General features: G+C 46.2%; 21 protein-coding genes. All 21 read right to left on the bottom strand.

The genetic code is table 11. The features are described from left to right. Position 1: 1 nt before the first annotated feature. The 21 genes from KNQ05_RS03850 to KNQ05_RS03750 all read right to left on the bottom strand — a co-directional run bounded on the left by KNQ05_RS03850 (position 2) and on the right by KNQ05_RS03750 (position 16,945). Positions 2-484: a chemotaxis protein CheD gene (locus tag KNQ05_RS03850; RefSeq protein WP_029330771.1), complete on the bottom strand. Its 483-nt coding sequence runs from the start codon at positions 482-484 to the stop codon at positions 2-4. After that, complete coding sequence (locus KNQ05_RS03845) at positions 477-1,085, bottom strand: chemotaxis protein CheC (RefSeq protein WP_029330772.1); 609 nt, start codon at positions 1,083-1,085, stop codon at positions 477-479. The genes KNQ05_RS03850 and KNQ05_RS03845 overlap by 8 nt, the downstream gene beginning before the upstream one ends. After that, entirely contained in the window at positions 1,078-1,506 is a 429-nt protein-coding gene (locus KNQ05_RS03840; protein ID WP_029330774.1) for a chemotaxis protein CheW, read from the bottom strand. Before KNQ05_RS03840 ends, KNQ05_RS03845 begins: the two co-directional genes overlap by 8 nt. A gap of 11 nt (positions 1,507-1,517) precedes the next feature. Next, positions 1,518-3,515 (bottom strand): chemotaxis protein CheA, encoded by a 1,998-nt coding sequence (locus KNQ05_RS03835; protein WP_088837354.1) that lies wholly within the window; start codon positions 3,513-3,515, stop codon positions 1,518-1,520. Between the two features lie 21 nt (positions 3,516-3,536). Further along, entirely contained in the window at positions 3,537-4,388 is an 852-nt protein-coding gene (locus KNQ05_RS03830; RefSeq protein ID WP_034800809.1) for a MinD/ParA family protein, read from the bottom strand. Next, positions 4,388-5,434, bottom strand: coding sequence for a flagellar biosynthesis protein FlhF (locus KNQ05_RS03825; RefSeq protein ID WP_214765138.1), 1,047 nt, complete (start codon positions 5,432-5,434; stop codon positions 4,388-4,390). The genes KNQ05_RS03830 and KNQ05_RS03825 overlap by 1 nt, the downstream gene beginning before the upstream one ends. Before the next feature lie 3 nt (positions 5,435-5,437). Continuing rightward, a complete protein-coding gene (gene flhA / locus KNQ05_RS03820; protein ID WP_029330780.1) occupies positions 5,438-7,462 on the bottom strand; it encodes a flagellar biosynthesis protein FlhA in 2,025 nt (674 codons plus the stop codon). 14 nt (positions 7,463-7,476) lie between these two features. Beyond that, a complete protein-coding gene (gene flhB / locus KNQ05_RS03815) occupies positions 7,477-8,568 on the bottom strand; it encodes a flagellar biosynthesis protein FlhB (protein WP_214804423.1) in 1,092 nt (363 codons plus the stop codon). Position 8,569: 1 nt separating this feature from the next. Beyond that, positions 8,570-9,337, bottom strand: a complete 768-nt coding sequence (gene fliR / locus KNQ05_RS03810) for a flagellar biosynthetic protein FliR (protein WP_029330783.1) — start codon at positions 9,335-9,337, stop codon at positions 8,570-8,572. After that, positions 9,334-9,606 carry a flagellar biosynthesis protein FliQ gene (gene fliQ / locus KNQ05_RS03805; RefSeq protein WP_012370733.1) on the bottom strand — a complete coding sequence of 91 codons (273 nt, stop codon included), beginning with the start codon at positions 9,604-9,606 and terminating at the stop codon, positions 9,334-9,336. The genes fliR and fliQ overlap by 4 nt, the downstream gene beginning before the upstream one ends. A gap of 11 nt (positions 9,607-9,617) precedes the next feature. Continuing rightward, positions 9,618-10,286 (bottom strand): flagellar type III secretion system pore protein FliP, encoded by a 669-nt coding sequence (fliP, locus tag KNQ05_RS03800; protein WP_029330785.1) that lies wholly within the window; start codon positions 10,284-10,286, stop codon positions 9,618-9,620. Continuing rightward, the gene (locus KNQ05_RS03795; RefSeq protein ID WP_239456731.1) at positions 10,283-10,705 is read right to left on the bottom strand and encodes a flagellar biosynthetic protein FliO; all 423 of its coding nucleotides are present in this window, start codon (positions 10,703-10,705) and stop codon (positions 10,283-10,285) included. The genes fliP and KNQ05_RS03795 overlap by 4 nt, the downstream gene beginning before the upstream one ends. Positions 10,706-10,770: 65 nt before the next feature. Then, positions 10,771-11,136: a response regulator gene (locus KNQ05_RS03790; protein WP_029330789.1), complete on the bottom strand. Its 366-nt coding sequence runs from the start codon at positions 11,134-11,136 to the stop codon at positions 10,771-10,773. Between the two features lie 12 nt (positions 11,137-11,148). Further along, entirely contained in the window at positions 11,149-12,297 is a 1,149-nt protein-coding gene (gene fliY / locus KNQ05_RS03785) for a flagellar motor switch phosphatase FliY (protein WP_214768591.1), read from the bottom strand. A 1-nt stretch (position 12,298) separates the two neighbouring features. Beyond that, positions 12,299-13,282, bottom strand: a complete 984-nt coding sequence (gene fliM, locus KNQ05_RS03780; RefSeq protein ID WP_088837358.1) for a flagellar motor switch protein FliM — start codon at positions 13,280-13,282, stop codon at positions 12,299-12,301. 9 nt (positions 13,283-13,291) lie between these two features. Next, positions 13,292-13,741: a flagellar basal body-associated FliL family protein gene (locus KNQ05_RS03775; RefSeq protein WP_029330792.1), complete on the bottom strand. Its 450-nt coding sequence runs from the start codon at positions 13,739-13,741 to the stop codon at positions 13,292-13,294. Continuing rightward, positions 13,716-13,952 carry a flagellar FlbD family protein gene (locus KNQ05_RS03770; protein WP_088837359.1) on the bottom strand — a complete coding sequence of 79 codons (237 nt, stop codon included), beginning with the start codon at positions 13,950-13,952 and terminating at the stop codon, positions 13,716-13,718. Before KNQ05_RS03770 ends, KNQ05_RS03775 begins: the two co-directional genes overlap by 26 nt. Then, on the bottom strand, positions 13,949-14,845 hold the full coding sequence (gene flgG / locus KNQ05_RS03765; protein ID WP_088837360.1) for a flagellar basal body rod protein FlgG: 897 nt from the start codon (positions 14,843-14,845) through the stop codon (positions 13,949-13,951). The genes KNQ05_RS03770 and flgG overlap by 4 nt, the downstream gene beginning before the upstream one ends. After that, a complete protein-coding gene (locus KNQ05_RS03760) occupies positions 14,845-15,312 on the bottom strand; it encodes a flagellar hook capping FlgD N-terminal domain-containing protein (protein WP_029330801.1) in 468 nt (155 codons plus the stop codon). Before KNQ05_RS03760 ends, flgG begins: the two co-directional genes overlap by 1 nt. Continuing rightward, complete coding sequence (locus tag KNQ05_RS03755; RefSeq protein ID WP_214804421.1) at positions 15,305-16,411, bottom strand: flagellar hook-length control protein FliK; 1,107 nt, start codon at positions 16,409-16,411, stop codon at positions 15,305-15,307. The genes KNQ05_RS03760 and KNQ05_RS03755 overlap by 8 nt, the downstream gene beginning before the upstream one ends. A 15-nt stretch (positions 16,412-16,426) precedes the next feature. Continuing rightward, the gene (locus KNQ05_RS03750; RefSeq protein ID WP_251132447.1) at positions 16,427-16,945 is read right to left on the bottom strand and encodes a MotE family protein; all 519 of its coding nucleotides are present in this window, start codon (positions 16,943-16,945) and stop codon (positions 16,427-16,429) included. Between the last annotated feature and the right edge of the window lie 27 nt (positions 16,946-16,972).

The raw sequence follows: 16,972 nt of genomic DNA, 5'->3' as shown, positions 1-16,972 counted from the left end.
TCTAAATTTCCAGCGTTCCGACGTTGACCGTCCGAATGACGAGACGACCAGAGCTTGAATGGAACTCGATCGTCCGACCGTTCGTTCCACCAACATCTTCCGCGACGAGTGGGATTTTCGCTTGTTGCAATGCTGCTTTAACAGCAGCGATGTTCCGTTCACCGATACGCATCGATTCATGTTCATATTTGAATTGAAACATTTGCGCTCCCCCGGCAATCTTTGCCCGTAACCGAATCGCGCCACCTTGTCGTAAGCGCTTTACAAGCTCAGTTACTGCAGTATCTGCGAATTTCCCGACTTCAACGGTGATATCGCGACTGATTGCCGAGTCTGGAAGCATGACATGTGCCATGCTCGATAGACCACGTTCTTGATCATAAATGATGACGCCGACACAGGAACCTAATCCTGCAGTACGAAGGACGACCGGTTTTCGACTAACGGCATATTCCGCTATTCCAATCCGAATGACTTCATCCATCAACTTCCACACCCAATCGTTGAAAGACCGCTGCAAAAGCATCTGCTTCTGGCAATAATAATAAATGACCGTTTAAGTCGTTGCCTAAACTTGAAAGACGCGTATCGATGTATACTGCCATGTTACCAAATTTTGTCGACTCAAGTAAGGCAACTTCCAAAATTGCTCCAACCATATCAAAAGCGGAGGCAGGAACCGTCACATGAACGGATAAATCCAGCCAGTCAGAAATCGCGCGAGCGTAAGCGCCGATTAAAATATTGCCGATTTCTTCCCAAGCGGAAACACCGATTGCATGATGTTCCGAAAAAAACTGAAACGGCTGTTGCATCAACTGAGAAATCAGTTTTTCCGCATCTTGGAGCGGCATCAAAAAGAGTAGAGACGCCTTGATATCTCCTGTAAAGCGAAGTAAGGCTCCAGCAGTGTAAGCTTCCGCTCCGCCTACACGATCAATAATCGTCGAAAAGTGTTCGAGTTCTGCTGACGGTACTTCAATTTCAACAGGCTGTCCAAGAAGTGTCGATAATGCCGTAGCTGCATGCGCTGCCCCGATGTTTCCGACTTCCTTGAAAATGTCCTGTTCCATCCGATTAAGCATGAACGATGTCCTCGAATAAACGGTTCGGCTCAAGTAAGGAGAACAATTGATCTTCCCCTTTAGCGATTGCTGTCAAATAATTGGTTTCTTCTTGTTTTTGATCAGTCAACGGTTCAATCCGGACATCGATTGCTTCAACGACTTCATTCGCCCGATCGACGATGAACCCGGCATCTCCATGTTCGAGCGTCGCGATGATGATTCGTGTTTCTTCCGTTCCTTCGATTTCCTCAAAACCAAGACGTGTCCGTAAGTCAATCACCGGTGTCACGACCCCGCGCAAATTGATGACGCCTTTTACGTAAGGTGCAGCGTTCGGGATTCGTGTAATCGGAATCACGCGTTCGATGGAGCGGACCGATTGAACATCAATCCCGTAAGCATTTTGTTCCAGTTGAAAAACGACCCATTTTTGTTCCATTATCTATTCCCTCACTTTCGTAGCAGTGCATTGCTATCGATGATTAACGCGACTTGACCGTCCCCAAGAATCGTTGCGCCAGAAATCGCGCGAATTCCTTCCAAATAACTTCCGAGCGGCTTCATGACGATTTCCTGTTGACCAATTAATTCAGTGACCATCAATCCGGCTAATTTTTCACCACTTCGAACGACGACAACTGAGTAGGCTTCTGCTTCTACTTGTGGAAGACCATACACTTCATTCAACGAAATCAATGGAACGAGTTGTCCACGGAAATCAAACACCTTTTCACGATGCGCTTGTAAGATGGCATCTTGTCGAAGCGATGTCGTTTCGATGATTGCCGTCAGCGGAATCGCATACGTTTCTTGACCGAGCTCAACAAGCATCGCGGAAATGATTGAGAGCGTCAATGGAAGACTGATTCTAAAGATTGTCCCTTCGCCACGTTTCGTCTCGACGAAAACTTCGCCACCGAGCGACTCAATCTTCGATTTGACGACGTCAAGACCTACGCCACGTCCCGACAAGTCGGTTACTGTTTCTGCCGTTGAGAAGCCTGGTGCAAATAGTAGCATCGACGCTTCTTCCGGTGTTAAAACAGCAGCTTCTTCTTCCGTTAGCAACTCTTTCTCAATCGCAATCCGTGTGACCCGCTCATGGTTGATTCCTGCCCCGTCATCTTCAATCTCAATGAAGACCCGGTTTCCAGAATGATAAGCACGTAACGACAGATTGCCTTCGACTGGTTTCCCGGCTAAAATTCGATCCGTCTTGCTTTCAATGCCATGATCGACGGCATTACGGATTAAGTGAACGAGGGGATCACCAATCTCGTCAATCACTGTTCGATCAAGCTCCGTCTCTGCACCCGTGATATGCAATTTAATATTTTTACCGACATCTTTTGAAACCGATCGGACCATCCGTGGGAAACGATTGAAAACCTGTTCAATCGGCATCATGCGTAACGTCAAGACCAGCGATTGTAATTCATTCGTGCCGCGTTTAATGCGTTCGACGGTTTCCGTCAATTCAGATGAACCGACTTCGGCAGCAATTCGTTCTAAACGACCACGATCAATGATGAATTCTTCGAATAAGTTCATCAAACGGTCAATTCGTTCCAAGTTGACACGAATCGTTTTCGAGGCGACTGGTGCTGTTACGTCTGTTGTTTCGCTGACGACTTTCGTTTCTGACTCGACTGTTGATTTAGGTTCAACTAACGTGGATGTCGCAACTTCGGCTTCTATCGTTGTTTCAAAAGGCTGAATCGAGACGTGTGCCACTTCCGACACTGACTGGATGCCTTCAGTCACTTCTTCCTCTGATTTCATCGTGACGAACAAGACATCGAAGCTTGTTTCAAATTGTTCTTGCTCTAATTCATCTGAAGTCGGATTCGAAAGGATGACATCGCCTAGACTTTGAAGACGGTCGAACACCATGTAGACACGCGCCGCTTTTAAAATGACATCTGCCGATAGTTCGACCGTGATGACGTATGCATGGTAACCGGACGCAATCGATTGTTTAACGACAGACTCTGAATAGACATCACATTCAAAATTACGTTTCGTCGCCACAGCCGTCGCTTCTTCAGTCGTCTCTACAGCAGTTTCTTCTGCTTGAATGAATCGTTTTAATCGTACGACCGTTTCTTTCACGTCGAGCTTTCCGGTTCCACCTTGACTGATGTCCTCAACCATCGTTTCGAGTTGTTCCGCCGCGATGAACAAAACATCAATCAGCTCTTGTGTAGCAGGTTGCGTCTTTGAGCGCACTAAGTCAAGCGCACTCTCCATTTCGTGTGTTAAATCCGCGATGGCATCGTACCCCATCGTACCGGACATTCCTTTTAATGTATGGGCAGAGCGGAAAATCTGATCGATGACGGCTTCATCATCGAGACGCTGTTCAAAAATGAGCAGACTTGAATTGATAGCTTGCAAATGTTCAATCGATTCGTCTAGAAACAATCCTAAATATTCATTTAAATCCATTGGTGATACCCTCCTTCATGATTAGCGCACACGATTGTTTCGATTTTTCAAGCGACTTACCAATCGATCTAAAAATTTCCGTTCCTGCACGCGAAGACCTGTTAATGCGGTGGTAATATGATCGAGTCGCCAGCTAACATCACTCGTCCGATCAAAAAGATAGAACGGTTTTTGTGCTTTGACGGCTCTGACGACTGTTGGGTCATCTGGTAAAAACCCAGCGAATCGTAAAGGTTTGTTCAAAAATTGTTTACTGACCAGTTCGAGACGATCAAATGTTTCGAGTGCCTCTTCACCGTTCATCGCACGATTGACGATGACACCGATCGGTAACTCCGTTGCATGATGGTGCGACAATTTAACGAACGCATAACCATCCATGATCGATGTTGGCTCTGGTGTAACAACGAGCCAGGCTTCATCGGCACTACTAATGAAATCGAATGTCTGGTGTGTTGCTCCAGCACCCAGGTCGAGGATGACAAAGTCGTATTCATAGAAAAAACGAAATTCTTTCATCATGAACGCAACATCCGGATCCGTTAAATTCGTTAATTCAGTAAAACCACTTCCACCATGGATGAAATGTAAGGTTGGTGAAACTTCAACCACTGCATCTGCCAAGGATTCACGACGCTTGACACAATCCATGAGCGACGTCTTCGATGATTTTCCTAACAGCACCCCGACGTTCGCCATCCCGATATCAAGATCGATGATGAGGACACGTTTTTCTTGAAGCGATAAGGCGACACCCAGGTTTACGGCGACGTTCGTTTTTCCAACGCCCCCTTTACCACTGACGATCGCAATCGTTTTTGTTTCTTTGACTGACACTTTTGAACGTAAGACACGCGCTTGATCATCTCGCATCACCTGCCCCCTCTTTCTACAATCATTCGAGACATGTCGGATTGATCGACCCACGTGATATCTTCTGGTACTTCTTGACCCGTCGTGATGCAGAGCACCGGCAGCTTCGCTTCGACGGCTAGACCGTAGATGGACCAAAACTCCGTCGTTTCATCTGCTTTCGTAAAGATAAACCCGTTGAGTGGAACTTGTTCAAAACGTCGTCTAATCTGCTCTAAGTCCCGGTATTTTGCCGTTAAGCTTAAAACAAGAAAAACATCCGTATTTGAAAAATCATGACGTGATTCAAGCTGTGTGATATAACCTGCGTCCAAGAAGTTCCGTCCAGCTGTATCGATCAAAACGATGTCACAATCTGCTAATTGTTCTTTCGCTCGTTCAAACTCTGCTAAATCGTAGGCGATATGTAGCGGAACATCGATGATTTCAGCATAGGTTTGCAACTGTTCGATTGCCGAAATCCGGTACGTATCCGTTGTAATCAATCCAACCGTCTTACCTTCCGTCAATCGGTAGTAAGCAGCAAGTTTAGCGATTGTCGTCGTCTTGCCGACCCCTGTCGGTCCTGTCAACATCACGTAACGTGATGTCACGGTCGTTACTTGTAACTCATGTTCAATCGTTTTGGCGAACGCTTGTTGAACTTGTTCAAGATCGTCTGTTTTGTAATACGTCGATAACAAAACGTCGTGCAATTGCTCCACCCGTGCCTGTAAAGCCGGTTCGGACAAAATCGCTTCATATGCCCCTAACTCTTCCGGTAAACGTCGAGAGGAAAACGAAATGATTTTCGGGACTGGCATTTCAATCGTTTTCTTAAGCTGCGGGGTCCGTTTAGGAGCCGGTTGCTGGACATCTTTTTCATGAATGATTGGATGTTCGTCAACAGAAGCAACGAGTTCGACCTTTTTTTGTGCAAACAATCCGAAGAGTCCACCCACTTTGATATGTCGTGTGTTTAAAATAATCGCCTCTTCGCCTAAATCACGTTTGACAAGTTCCATTGCTTCACTGACTGAATTTGCAATAATTTTTTTAACCATCATGTGTTAAATCACCCCAATGCTCTTGACTTCAATCGTCGGAATTAATTCGTTGTATGACAGGACAGGTACATCTGGGAAATAGCGCTCCGTCAACTGACGAACAAACATCCGAATGCTTGGTGAGGCCAAGATGATCGGTTGTACTCCATAACGTTCGAACTCTGACGACAGTTCATTAAACGACTCGATGAACCGTGTCGCTTTTTCCGGGTCAAGCGCAAGATAATTTCCGAACTCTGTTTTTTGAATCGCGGACTGAATATCGATTTCCATTTCACTCGATACCGTCACGACGTGTAAGACATCCCCTTGCAGCACCTGTTCCGTAATTTGCCGTGATAAGGCTTGGCGGACGTATTCAGCAAGCAATTCGCTATCTTTCGTCACGGCCGCATAATCAGCTAGTGTTTCAAAAATCAATGGCAAATTGCGAATCGATATTTTTTCTTTTAGTAATTGAACGAAGACTTTTTGCAGTTCTCCAATCGTTAAGAGTTGCGGCGTGACTTCATCGACTAAAATTGGATGTGTTTCTTTCAAGTGATCAACGAGTTGCTTCGTCTCTTCTCGTCCCAGCAAGTCTGCAGCATGTTTTTTAAGCAGCTCCGTTAAATGCGTTGCGACGACCGATGGTGGATCGACGACTGTATAACCAGACATTTCTGCCCGACTTCTCGTCTTTTCATCAATCCAAAGCGCCGGCATTCCAAATGCCGGTTCGACCGTTTCGATGCCTTGGATTTCAGGATCATCGACTCCGGGACTCATTGCTAAATAATGATCGAGCAAGAGTTCTCCCGTCGCCATCTCACTGCCGCGAATCTTAATCCGATAATGATTCGGCGGGAGTTGTAAGTGGTCGCGAATCCGAACGGTCGGGAGGACGAAACCAAGTTCCAATGCTAACTGGCGACGAATCATGACGACACGGTCGAGTAAATCGCCACCTTGTGCTTCGTCAGCAAGTGGAATCAATCCATAACCGAATTCAAACTCAATCGTATCGACATTTAAAAGCGAAATGACCGATTCACTTGAGCGTAGGTTTTCCGTCGATTCTTCTTCGACGGCGACTTCTTCCGTGGTCGCTTTTGGCGTCCGTCTCAGTTGCCAAGCAAAGAAGCCGGCTGCTGCTGCGACAGGAATTGTCACATAGTCTGGAATCGCCGTGAACAGACCGAGTAAGAAAATCGCGCCTGCACCAATCATGACGAGCAATGGCGTCCGCGTTAACTGACCGATGATGTCTTCACCTAGATTGCCGTCCGACGTCGAGCGTGTGACGATAATCCCGGTTGCGACAGAAATCAACAGCGCTGGAATCTGACTGACTAATCCATCTCCGACTGTCAAGAGCGTATATAAGTTGATTGATTCTGTCATCGGTAACCCTTGTTGGACGACTCCGATGACCATCCCGAAAATCAAGTTAATGATGACGATGATGATGCCGGCGATTGCGTCTCCTTTTACAAACTTTGACGCCCCATCCATCGCCCCGTAAAAGTCGGCTTCGGATTGAATTTTTTGCCGGCGTGTCCGTGCCTGGAGTTCATCAATCATGCCGGAGTTCAAATCGGCATCAATCGCCATCTGTTTCCCTGGCATCGCATCCAGTGTAAATCGGGCCGATACTTCCGAAACCCGTTCCGACCCCTTTGTAATGACGAGAAACTGGATCAAGACGAGAATCAAGAAGACGACGAACCCGACGAGTGCGTTCCCGCCGACGACGAAGCTCCCAAATGCTTCAATCACTTCGCCCCCGTTCCCGTTCGAGAGAATCGAGCGGGTCGTCGAGACATTTAATGCGAGACGAAACAGGGTGACGATTAACAATAAAGTTGGGAAAACTGAAAATTCCAATGCTTCTTTGGCATTCATCGAAACGAGTAAGACCATCAAAGCAATCAAGATGTTGATGATGATTAAAAAGTCGAGTAAAAAGCCTGGCAGTGGAATGACCAGCATGAAGACGATCATGATGACGCCTAGCAGTACGGAAAGATCTCTTGTTGAAATAGTCATGATGCTTCATCCTTTCATTTTGCTTGTTTCATTTGGTAGACAAAGGCGAGTGTTTCAGCGAGTGCCTGATAAAATGATTCATCCACTGCCATACCTATCTCTGATTTTGCGAACAAGGCCCGCGCGAGCGGACGATTTTCGATGATCGGGATGTCAGCTGCTGTCGCCTTCTCCCGAATACGGAATGCGACAGCATCCACACCTTTTGCGACGACGATTGGTGCCGCGTGTTTTCCATCATCGTATTGAATAGCAACTGCATAGTGGGTCGGGTTCGTAATGACGACGTCTGCATTCGGTATTTCTTGCATCATCCGCCGCATCGCCATCTCCCGTTGTTGCTGTTTGATTTTACCTTTGATTTGAGGGTCACCCTCCGTGTTCTTATGTTCGTCTTTTAAGTCCTGTTTACTCATCCGAATCGATTTTTCAAAATCAAACTTTTGATAGGCAAAGTCTAAAACGGCAAGTGCAATCAACGCGATGCTGACCGAGAGACCCAGTAAAAAGGTCAAATGACCAATGATGGCTAACGCATCTCCAATCGGCTCAGACGTCAACCGTGAGATTTCGACCTTGTTGTTCCATAAGATCGTCCCGCTCGTCATTCCGATGACAAGTAACTTAAAAACAGACTTTAAAAATTCGATCAGTGCTTTCATACTGACGATGCGCTTGACCCCTTGGAGTGGATTGATTCGATCTAACTTTGGTTGAATCGATTCTGCACTGAGTAAAGCACCAATCTGGACGAAGTTTCCTAAAATCCCGATGGTGACAGCCGTTAAAAAAAACGGGGCGACGAGAATCGCCATTTGCCCTAACATCTCAATTAATATCTGCTCGACACGCCCTTCCTCTACTGAAACAAGGACGGTCCTTGCACTCAATCCATTTTCTAAAACCAAGACGAAACGTTTGCCGAGAAACGGTCCAAAGAAAAACAAGACGAGGAACATCGCGAATAACATTAAACTACTCGTTAAATCAGCAGATTTTGCGACTTGCCCTTTTTTTCTCGAATCATCCCGCTTACGCGGTGAGGCTTTCTCTGTTTTTTCACCAGCGAAGTACTGGAGGTCGAGTTTTAAACGATATGTATTCATCTCAACCTCCCAGTAATCGAATGGCATCCGCTAAAACGTCTTGCAGTAGCGGAATGAACTTTGAAATCCCGGTAATCGTCGAACCGGCAAGTAAAAATAAAATCGCATAGCCCATTAGTAATTTGACTGAAAAACCAATCGCAAAAATATTGAATTGCGGTGCTGTCTTTGCTAAAAATCCAAGTGCAAGATCGACCAGGAACAAGGACACGATGAGCGGCATCGCCATTTGAAGTGCCGTTAACATCGCCAGACCGACGACTCGAACGACAAGACTCATACCCGCCTCGCCTGAAACTGCAATCGAACTGCCGGGTGGAAAGATTTGAAAACTGGTGTAAATGCCATCGAGTAAAATCAAATGCATGTCAGAGGCAAGTAACACGAGTAGTGTCAACATGTAATAAAACCGGCCAATGATTGGTGATTGACCACCGAACATCGGATCATAAGCTGATGCCATTGCGAGTCCCATCTGTAAATCGATGATGGAACCGGCGATTTGTGGGGCAAATAAAAGGAAGCTAGCTAACAAGCCAAGCGATAATCCAACAATGACTTCCGTACCCATCCGAAAGAAAAAATTGAAATCATCGACTTCAACGGTCGTTTTGACGGCATAGCTCGCAAAATAGGCAAGACCGGCAGCTAATGCTAATTTATGTTGGGCCGGCAGTTGTTTTGATGAAAACAACGGTGCCGCGACCAAAAATCCGACGATGCGACCAAATACGAGTAAAAATACGCTGACAAAAGACAATAACGTCATTTCCTTGAAACCTCAGCAATCTGTTTAAAGATTTCAATCGTAAACGTTTTTAATTCTTCCATGATCCATGGTCCGAAAAAGACGAGTGCTAAAAATACAGCAACGATTTTCGGGACGAACGAGAGGGTCTGCTCTTGAATTTGTGTCGTCGCTTGTAAAATACTGACGAGCAGACCAACAACGAGTGAGACGAGCAAGAGCGGTGCCGATACCTTTAACAAGGTCCAGACGGCCGAACTCGCTAGTTGAATAATCATTTCCTGCGTCATATCGTTCCTCCCTACTTCATGCTGACAAGCAATGACTCGACAATTAAATGCCAACCATCGACGAGGATGAATAGTAATAATTTAAACGGTAAAGCAATCATGACAGGCGGTAACATCATCATCCCCATCGACATCAACACACTTGAGACGACCATGTCGATGACGAGAAATGGAATGAAAATCATGAACCCAATCTGAAAAGCCGTTTTCAACTCACTGATGGCATAAGCAGGAACTAACGCGACAAGCGGGATGTCTTCGACTTTTTCCGGCTTATCGTAATTTCCATACTTCAAAAATAATTCTAAGTCATTGGTACGTGTATGTTTTGACATAAAACGTTTCATCGTTCCACCTGCTCGATCAAACGCTTCGTCCTGACTAATTTTTTCACCCATGTATGGTTGAAGTGCCGTCGTGTTGAGTTCCGTCAGCACCGGTGACATGACGAATAATGTAATGAATAAGGCAAGACCGACTAGCAACTGGTTCGGTGGTGTCTGTTGCGTCCCGAGCGCCGAACGTACAAAGGATAAGACGACGACAACGCGCGTAAAACATGTCATCAAAATCAATAACGAGGGTGCTAAGGATAATAATGTCAACAAGACAAGTAACTTAACTGATGTCGCTGTTCCTGATGGTGTGTCTAAAGAAATCAGACTTTCAATCGTTGTCATGAACGACCTCGTTTCTTCTGGAATTGATCAAGTTGTTGCTTGAACGACTCCAAGAAAGGCGATTCGCTCGTCGACTGTTTCATATCATGCATCTCTTCAGTCGACCATTCCGTATCCGCTTCGAGCGTGTCGAGTAGCTCAATGTTTTGCCCGACACCGACGACGTAAACTTTATCGTGGACGCGTACGAGTTGCACCGATCGATCTTTTCCGAGCGGCACACCTCCGAGATGGGAAAGTTGATTGGATTGGCGGACACCTCGCGTCCGATCATTGATCAATCGGACAGCCAGGAGAAATCCCCCGATTAAGACCACGAGCGTGACGATGACTTTAATGACCGTCACAATCGTCGACGACCCATCGACCTGTTGAGTTGTTGGTTCACTCTTCTTAGATGGATTCAAATTCTCTTCCACTGTTTCTGCCCCAACTTGTGCTGAGAGCAGAAACAACAGGAGACAGGTCAAAAAGGTCAGTCTTTTCATGACGAAACAGTTTTCGAAACGGCTTCAAGCACACGGTCTGCTTGGAACGGTTTAACGATGAAGTCTTTTGCACCGGCTTGAATCGCATCGATAACCATCGACTGTTGTCCCATTGCCGAACACATGATGACTTTTGCTGCTGGGTTAAAGGCTTTGATTTCTTTTAGTGCTGAAATGCCGTCCATTTCTGGCATCGTGATATCGAGCGTTACGAGATCCGGTGTTAATTCTTTGTATTTCGCTACGGCTTCGCGACCATTTTCTGCTTCACCGACGACGTCATATCCATTCTTCGATAAAATTTCCTTAATCATCATTCGCATGAAAGCTGCATCATCTACGATCAATACTTTTGCACTCATCTTATTTCCTCCTTAGAACATCCGAAGACGTTCTTTTGTATTTACGATTTCTGTAATTCGTACTCCAAAGTTTTCTTCAATGACTACGACTTCACCTGTCGCAATCAATGTATTGTTGACAAAAACATCAACCGGCTCTCCAGCCAACTTATCGAGTTCGATGATTGAACCTTGTGTCAATTCCAATATGTCGCGTACAGAGCGACGTGTTCTGCCAAGTTCGACGGTTACATTCAGTGGTACATCATACAACATCCCGATGTTACCCGGTACGCCTTCTTGTTGCACTTCTTCAAATTGACCAAACTGGACCGGGCTGACACCTACCGGTTCCTTCTTCGGTGCAACAGGCGTTTCATAACGTTGTTCCTGCTGTGGCATTTGTTGCGTTTGTTGCGTTTGTTGCGGTGCTACTTGTGGCGACGGTTGAACCGGTTCATGCGTCGCACCTTTTGCTTCTTCAGTCGTCGTCGTACTTGCGCTGAATAATTTCTGAATCAACTGCTTTGAAAATTCGAGTGGTGCAAGCTGAACGATTTTCGAATCGATCAACGTCCCGATTTTTAAATCGAATTCGATGATGACCATGCTTTCCCATAAAGAAAAGCTGTCGACAATACTTTTCTCTTGCGAAAAGTCGAAAATTTCAACGGCTGGTGGCGAAATATCAATTCGCATCGAGAAGACCGTTGACATCGACGTCGCCGCTGCTCCCATCATTTGGTTCATCGCTTCTTGAACGGCAGAAAGGGCGATTGGCTCCATTTCATGGTTTTCCTCGACCATCCCGTCGCCGCCCATCATCAAGTTCGCGATGACAGATGCGTCACGTTGCGTCAAGATTAAGACGTTTTCACCTTTGAAGCCTTCTGTGTACCCGACGCGCAAAGCAACGTGCGGAATCGGATAGCGACTGCGTAATTCGTCCATCGTGATCATCCGCACATGTGGCGTCGTGATCTCGACCTTTTGGTTGAGTAATGCAGATAACGCTGTTGCTGAATTCCCGAGTGAAATATTCCCTACTTCACCTAAGGCATCAATTTCCATCTCGTCTAATTCTTCTAATCCATCATCCGAACTTGTATCAGTCGGCTCATCATCCGACGGGGTCCCGCGTAATAACGCATCGATTTCATCTTGCGAAAGCATATCGCTCATGTTATTCCTCCTCAATTCGTTGTATGACTTGTAAAGCGAGATGCTTCCCATTCAGACCAGGTCGCGCTTTGAACATTTTCCGATCATCAACAAACAATTCAACCGGGTCGGATGTACGTGTCTTCAGGGACAGGCAGTCGCCTACCTCGAGGTGTAACAATTCTCCAAACGACAATTCCGTTTGGCCGAGCACAGCTTTTAAATCGACGATTGACCCCATCAACTGAGTTTGCATCTGTTCAGATTCTTGGTTATCGACCGCTTTACGTTTTTCTTGTTGCATCCAAAAATGACTCGATAGCTTCGGAATGATCGGTTCGAGTGTGACGAACGGAAGACAGACATTGAGCGTCCCACTGACTTCTCCAACCGTCACATAAATCGAGACGAGGATTACCGTCTCATTCGGCGAAACGAGTTGAAGGAATTGCGGATTGATTTCTAAATCGTCATACTCTGCTTCTAGTTCTGTGATTGACTCCCAAGCTTCGCCATATTGTACGAATGCCCGCTTAAACAATTGTGTCAAAATGCGTGTCTCGATTTCAGTCAAATTTTCAATCTTATTCATCCCTTCGCCAGGACCACCGAGGAGACGATCGAGCATTGCATAGGCGATGTTCGGGTTGACTTCAAAGATAACTTTACCATCGAGCGGTTTCAGGTTAACTAGATTGATTAAGGTCATGTTCGGAATGGAATGGATGAATTCATCGTATGGCAACTGTTCGACCGTATTGACCGTGAACTGGACGTACGTTCTCAGCTGCGCTGAAAAGTGTGTTGTCAGTACACGTGCGAATTGCTCATGAATTCGAGTCAAGTTCCGCATTTGATCTTTTGAGAAACGAAGTGCCCGTTTGAAATCATACACTTTGACACGCCGTTCCTCTTCTTGACTTCGTATCTCCTCGACTTCCATATCTCCGCTCGAAATGGCTGATAGCAAGGCGTCAATTTCATGTTGTGATAATACTTCGCTCATGCTGCCACCTCACTGGATGATTTTTTTCGTCGTATAGACGCGTTGAACATCGCCTTCTTGAAGAAGTTTTTTGAATTGACCACGTAATTTTTCTTCAAGCTTTGCCATATCTTGTTTTGAATCCAAGTCTTGCTTTTTCATCGATGCTAAATCACCAAGAATGATGTTGTTGATTTGAAACTTACGTAGTTCTAACTCTTCCTTCGTTTTCACATCATCCGTGACAATCGTAAACTGAACATTCAAAAACCGTTCGTCTGCGATGTTCGTCGTCAAGTCATCTGTTTGAAAACTTCGTTCTTCGAGCTCGGCACCTGTCGGTTGTTCAACTTTTGCTTCCGTCTCATCTCCGACTAACCAATACTTCGTGAGCATATACCCTGCGCCGATCATCATGAGGGCCACGATAACCATGATCAACGGTATTTTTAACTTACTCTTCTTCTTTTCTTCTGCCATCTTCGAGCCTCCTAATGCTGTTCAAGCCCGCTAGTCCGACTTGTCGGTAAAAATCGATTGTTGCCGCTTTTACCTCTTCTAACGATTCTTTGACGATGTATGTCTGCCCTCCAACGAGTTGAATCGTCGTATCTGGTGTCGATCGAATCGATTCGATTAATATAGCATTCAATACGAGCGGTGCTTGACGTAACGTCGTCAGTGTAATCATCGTTTCAAGTTAACGAGTTCTTCTAAGATTTGGTCGGATGTCGTAATAATCCGTGTATTTGCCTGGAATCCACGTTGCGCGATAATCATTTCCGTAAACTCTTCCGATAAGTCGACGTTCGACATTTCGAGCGTCCCAGACGTCAGTTGCCCAAGTCCGTTCGTGCTTGGCGTCCCTGTTGCTGGAATCCCTGAGTTCTGTGAGGCTGAAAAGAGGTTCACCCCTGATTTTTCAAGTCCACCCGGGTTCGCAAAGTTTGCCATCGAGACGTAACCGACGCGTTGCAACGCACCTGTCGCATCAACGAATGTGACCAATCCATCTTTTCCGATTGCTAAGTTCTGCGCGCCAGTCGGAATTTGGAGTTTCATGTAGCCATCATTCACTTTTGTCGTAATTTGTCCTTGTGCATCGTACTGGTTTGCCGGTAAGTTTGCTTGGTTCGCTGGTGGCTGTCCTGGATTCGCTGGTGGCGGATCAGATAGTCCGACGAGGTAGTTCCCGTCTCCCGTGACGATATTCCCTTGCAAGTCCGTGTAAAAGTTTCCTGAACGCGAGTAACGAACGCCATCTGCTGTAAGCACTTGATAGAACCCTTCGCCTGAAATCCCGACATCGAGTGTCCGTCCCGTGTTTTGAAGTGCGCCTTGGTTGTAGACGTTATCGACCGTCGACATTGATGCCCCGAGTCCGACTTGTTTCGGGTTTGTACCACCGACACCGCCACCTGCTCCTGAAGCTGAACCGACTGATTGGTTAACGAGATCTTTAAAGGTAACCCGCCCTTTTTTGTAACCGAACGTATTGACGTTTGCGATGTTATTCCCGACGACGTCAAGCTTTGTCTGGAAGTTCTTTAACCCACTGATTCCTGAATACATTGAACGTAACATTATTTTTCCTCCTTTGTTTTAATCTCCGTTAATTCATAGACACTGACTTGCTTCCCGTTCGAGAGTTCCGCGATGACGTCAATTCCGTCTCGCTTGACGCTTATGACATTCGCTGTCTCCTTGACCGTCGCGCCCGTCGCCGTTCCCGTCGCATCCTCAACCGTTCCATCTGTTTCGTAACTAACTGATTTCCCGATTAAATTACTGTATGTCAGCAAGGAATTCGCATGTTGATTCAAGACCATCGTGTCCATCCCTTTTCCAATCGCTTGCATTTGTTCAAGGGAAGAAAATTGTGCCATTTGTGAGATGAACTCTTTATCTTCCATCGGTGCAGTCGGATCTTGATTCGATAACTGGGCAATCAAGATTTTCATGAACATGTCTTTGTCCATCGAATTATTCGGGACAGCTGTCGTTTTATCCGGCAACTGGTAGGACGATGCCGCATTAATGGAATCAGTCATCTTCTTCCTCCTCTAACTCCTCATCTTGAGGTTTCGGTTGTTCCTCTTGCGCTGTCTCTTGCCGCTCTTGTGGTGTCGATGTATCAAACTCTTTTACGGTCGAGGCCAGTAATCCCGTCTCGATTTTAACGAGCGGCGCTTGATTTTGCAGCGAACCTTGTAATTTACCTAGCTGTTGCTCAATCAGTTGTTTTGCCTGCTCGGTGCCCGCAAACAACTTCACTGTCAACACACCTTCTTTTCGCTCGAGTTGAACGACGACTTCACCTAGCTGTTCTGGGTATAAACGAATCGACATTCGTGTCGAACCGTCTGCTCCTTTTAAGAACGGGGCTTGTTGGAGTGCTGCTTCGATTCGTTTTGCCAATTGTTCATCGACATTACTTTGCGGAACGAGGGGAGGCATCGTAACGGTACGATCGCTTTTCACGAACAGTGTCGATGAAAAGGCGAGCGGTAACGCCGTCCCTTCCGAATCAACTGTTCCTTTCAACGGCTCACTACGCGTCAAGCCTTCGCCTAACTTCATCGAAGCCGGTAAGGTTTGAGCCATGGCGACTTGTCGTGTCACCGGAAGAACCGTCTGCACGACCCTCCCCGTCTTCAATTCACCTTCCGCTGTCTTAACACCTTTTCCGACGGGCATATCTTCTACTGGTTGCAGTTGACCTGCTACCGGTTTTGTAACACCAAGAATCGACACGATTGTCGCCGTAATCAATTGACCGACGGACGCCGGTAATTGTTGCAACATCGCCGTCGCTTGTTCCGCATCTCCTTCTTGGATCGTTTTTACGAGTTGTACGAGCTCCGTCATTCCTTTTGGATCCTGCTCTAGTGCTTCTAATTGCGGATGATCCAGTAAAAGCAAGGCTTGTTCGGGTTGTGCTGTGAGCATCTTCACCAGCTGACCTTCATTTAATTGTGGCATCGTCGTGCTAGGGACGGTGTTCTCAGGCAGAAGACTCGGTTCTGGCGTCGTGAACAGTTGTAGCAAAGAAGCAAAACTCCCCATGCCTTCAGCCGAAGGAGCACTTTGGCCGACTGATTTCGCCGTACCTTTGACTGTTTGATTTTGTTGCACATCTGTCAAATTCATCGTGTTCGCTCACCTCTATTTCGTCGCGAGTAGTTGCGTCAATGCCGCAGCCTTTTTCGCATCCATTTTTGCGATGATGGCTGCTTGTTGTTCCGCATCGATAGTCTCGATGATAGGAACGACCTCTGTCGGACTGAGTTCATTTAAGATTGTCGCTGCTTCCTTAGGCGACATCTCTGCATAAACATCGGTCACACTTGCCGTTTTTGTTGTCTTCTTGTCTTCCTCGGTTGTTTTATCCGGGGAAGGCGTTTGTTTTAATTGATCGCGCTCCGCGATTAATCGCGTAATCTCTTGTTCTTTCACTTTGAGTGTATCCGCTTGTTCCGTCGCTTCATTTCGCAATTTTTTAATTTCTTGATTCGCTATTTTTAATCGACTTTCTAAATCAGACGTTTCCTTACCAGGCGTTCCCGTCGTTTGTTTCGACGTTTCCTCTGTCGAAAACGGGAGTGCAAGCATCGGACGACCGTTAGCATAATTGAGCACGAGATAGGCTGTACCTAAGATTAAGATCAAGGGAATGATCAACAACGGTAAAATCCATTGTTTCGATGATTT

The sequence above is a fragment of the Exiguobacterium sp. s125 genome, assembly GCF_018618605.1.
Taxonomy (GTDB): domain Bacteria; phylum Bacillota; class Bacilli; order Exiguobacteriales; family Exiguobacteriaceae; genus Exiguobacterium_A; species Exiguobacterium_A oxidotolerans.
The sequence above is the reverse complement of the archived record's forward strand: the minus strand, read 5'-3'. Positions and strand labels throughout refer to the sequence as shown.

Coding starts and splice junctions, on each gene's coding strand:
- KNQ05_RS03850 (WP_029330771.1), bottom strand. CDS start 484: ATGGATGAAGTCATTCGGATTGGAATAGCGGAATATGCCGTTAGTCGA.
- KNQ05_RS03845 (WP_029330772.1), bottom strand. CDS start 1,085: ATGCTTAATCGGATGGAACAGGACATTTTCAAGGAAGTCGGAAACATC.
- KNQ05_RS03840 (WP_029330774.1), bottom strand. CDS start 1,506: ATGGAACAAAAATGGGTCGTTTTTCAACTGGAACAAAATGCTTACGGG.
- KNQ05_RS03835 (WP_088837354.1), bottom strand. CDS start 3,515: ATGGATTTAAATGAATATTTAGGATTGTTTCTAGACGAATCGATTGAA.
- KNQ05_RS03830 (WP_034800809.1), bottom strand. CDS start 4,388: ATGCGAGATGATCAAGCGCGTGTCTTACGTTCAAAAGTGTCAGTCAAA.
- KNQ05_RS03825 (WP_214765138.1), bottom strand. CDS start 5,434: ATGATGGTTAAAAAAATTATTGCAAATTCAGTCAGTGAAGCAATGGAA.
- flhA (WP_029330780.1), bottom strand. CDS start 7,462: ATGACTATTTCAACAAGAGATCTTTCCGTACTGCTAGGCGTCATCATG.
- flhB (WP_214804423.1), bottom strand. CDS start 8,568: ATGAATACATATCGTTTAAAACTCGACCTCCAGTACTTCGCTGGTGAA.
- fliR (WP_029330783.1), bottom strand. CDS start 9,337: ATGACGTTATTGTCTTTTGTCAGCGTATTTTTACTCGTATTTGGTCGC.
- fliQ (WP_012370733.1), bottom strand. CDS start 9,606: ATGACGCAGGAAATGATTATTCAACTAGCGAGTTCGGCCGTCTGGACC.
- fliP (WP_029330785.1), bottom strand. CDS start 10,286: ATGACAACGATTGAAAGTCTGATTTCTTTAGACACACCATCAGGAACA.
- KNQ05_RS03790 (WP_029330789.1), bottom strand. CDS start 11,136: ATGAGTGCAAAAGTATTGATCGTAGATGATGCAGCTTTCATGCGAATG.
- fliY (WP_214768591.1), bottom strand. CDS start 12,297: ATGAGCGATATGCTTTCGCAAGATGAAATCGATGCGTTATTACGCGGG.
- fliM (WP_088837358.1), bottom strand. CDS start 13,282: ATGAGCGAAGTATTATCACAACATGAAATTGACGCCTTGCTATCAGCC.
- KNQ05_RS03775 (WP_029330792.1), bottom strand. CDS start 13,741: ATGGCAGAAGAAAAGAAGAAGAGTAAGTTAAAAATACCGTTGATCATG.
- KNQ05_RS03770 (WP_088837359.1), bottom strand. CDS start 13,952: ATGATTACACTGACGACGTTACGTCAAGCACCGCTCGTATTGAATGCT.
- flgG (WP_088837360.1), bottom strand. CDS start 14,845: ATGTTACGTTCAATGTATTCAGGAATCAGTGGGTTAAAGAACTTCCAG.
- KNQ05_RS03760 (WP_029330801.1), bottom strand. CDS start 15,312: ATGACTGATTCCATTAATGCGGCATCGTCCTACCAGTTGCCGGATAAA.
- KNQ05_RS03755 (WP_214804421.1), bottom strand. CDS start 16,411: ATGAATTTGACAGATGTGCAACAAAATCAAACAGTCAAAGGTACGGCG.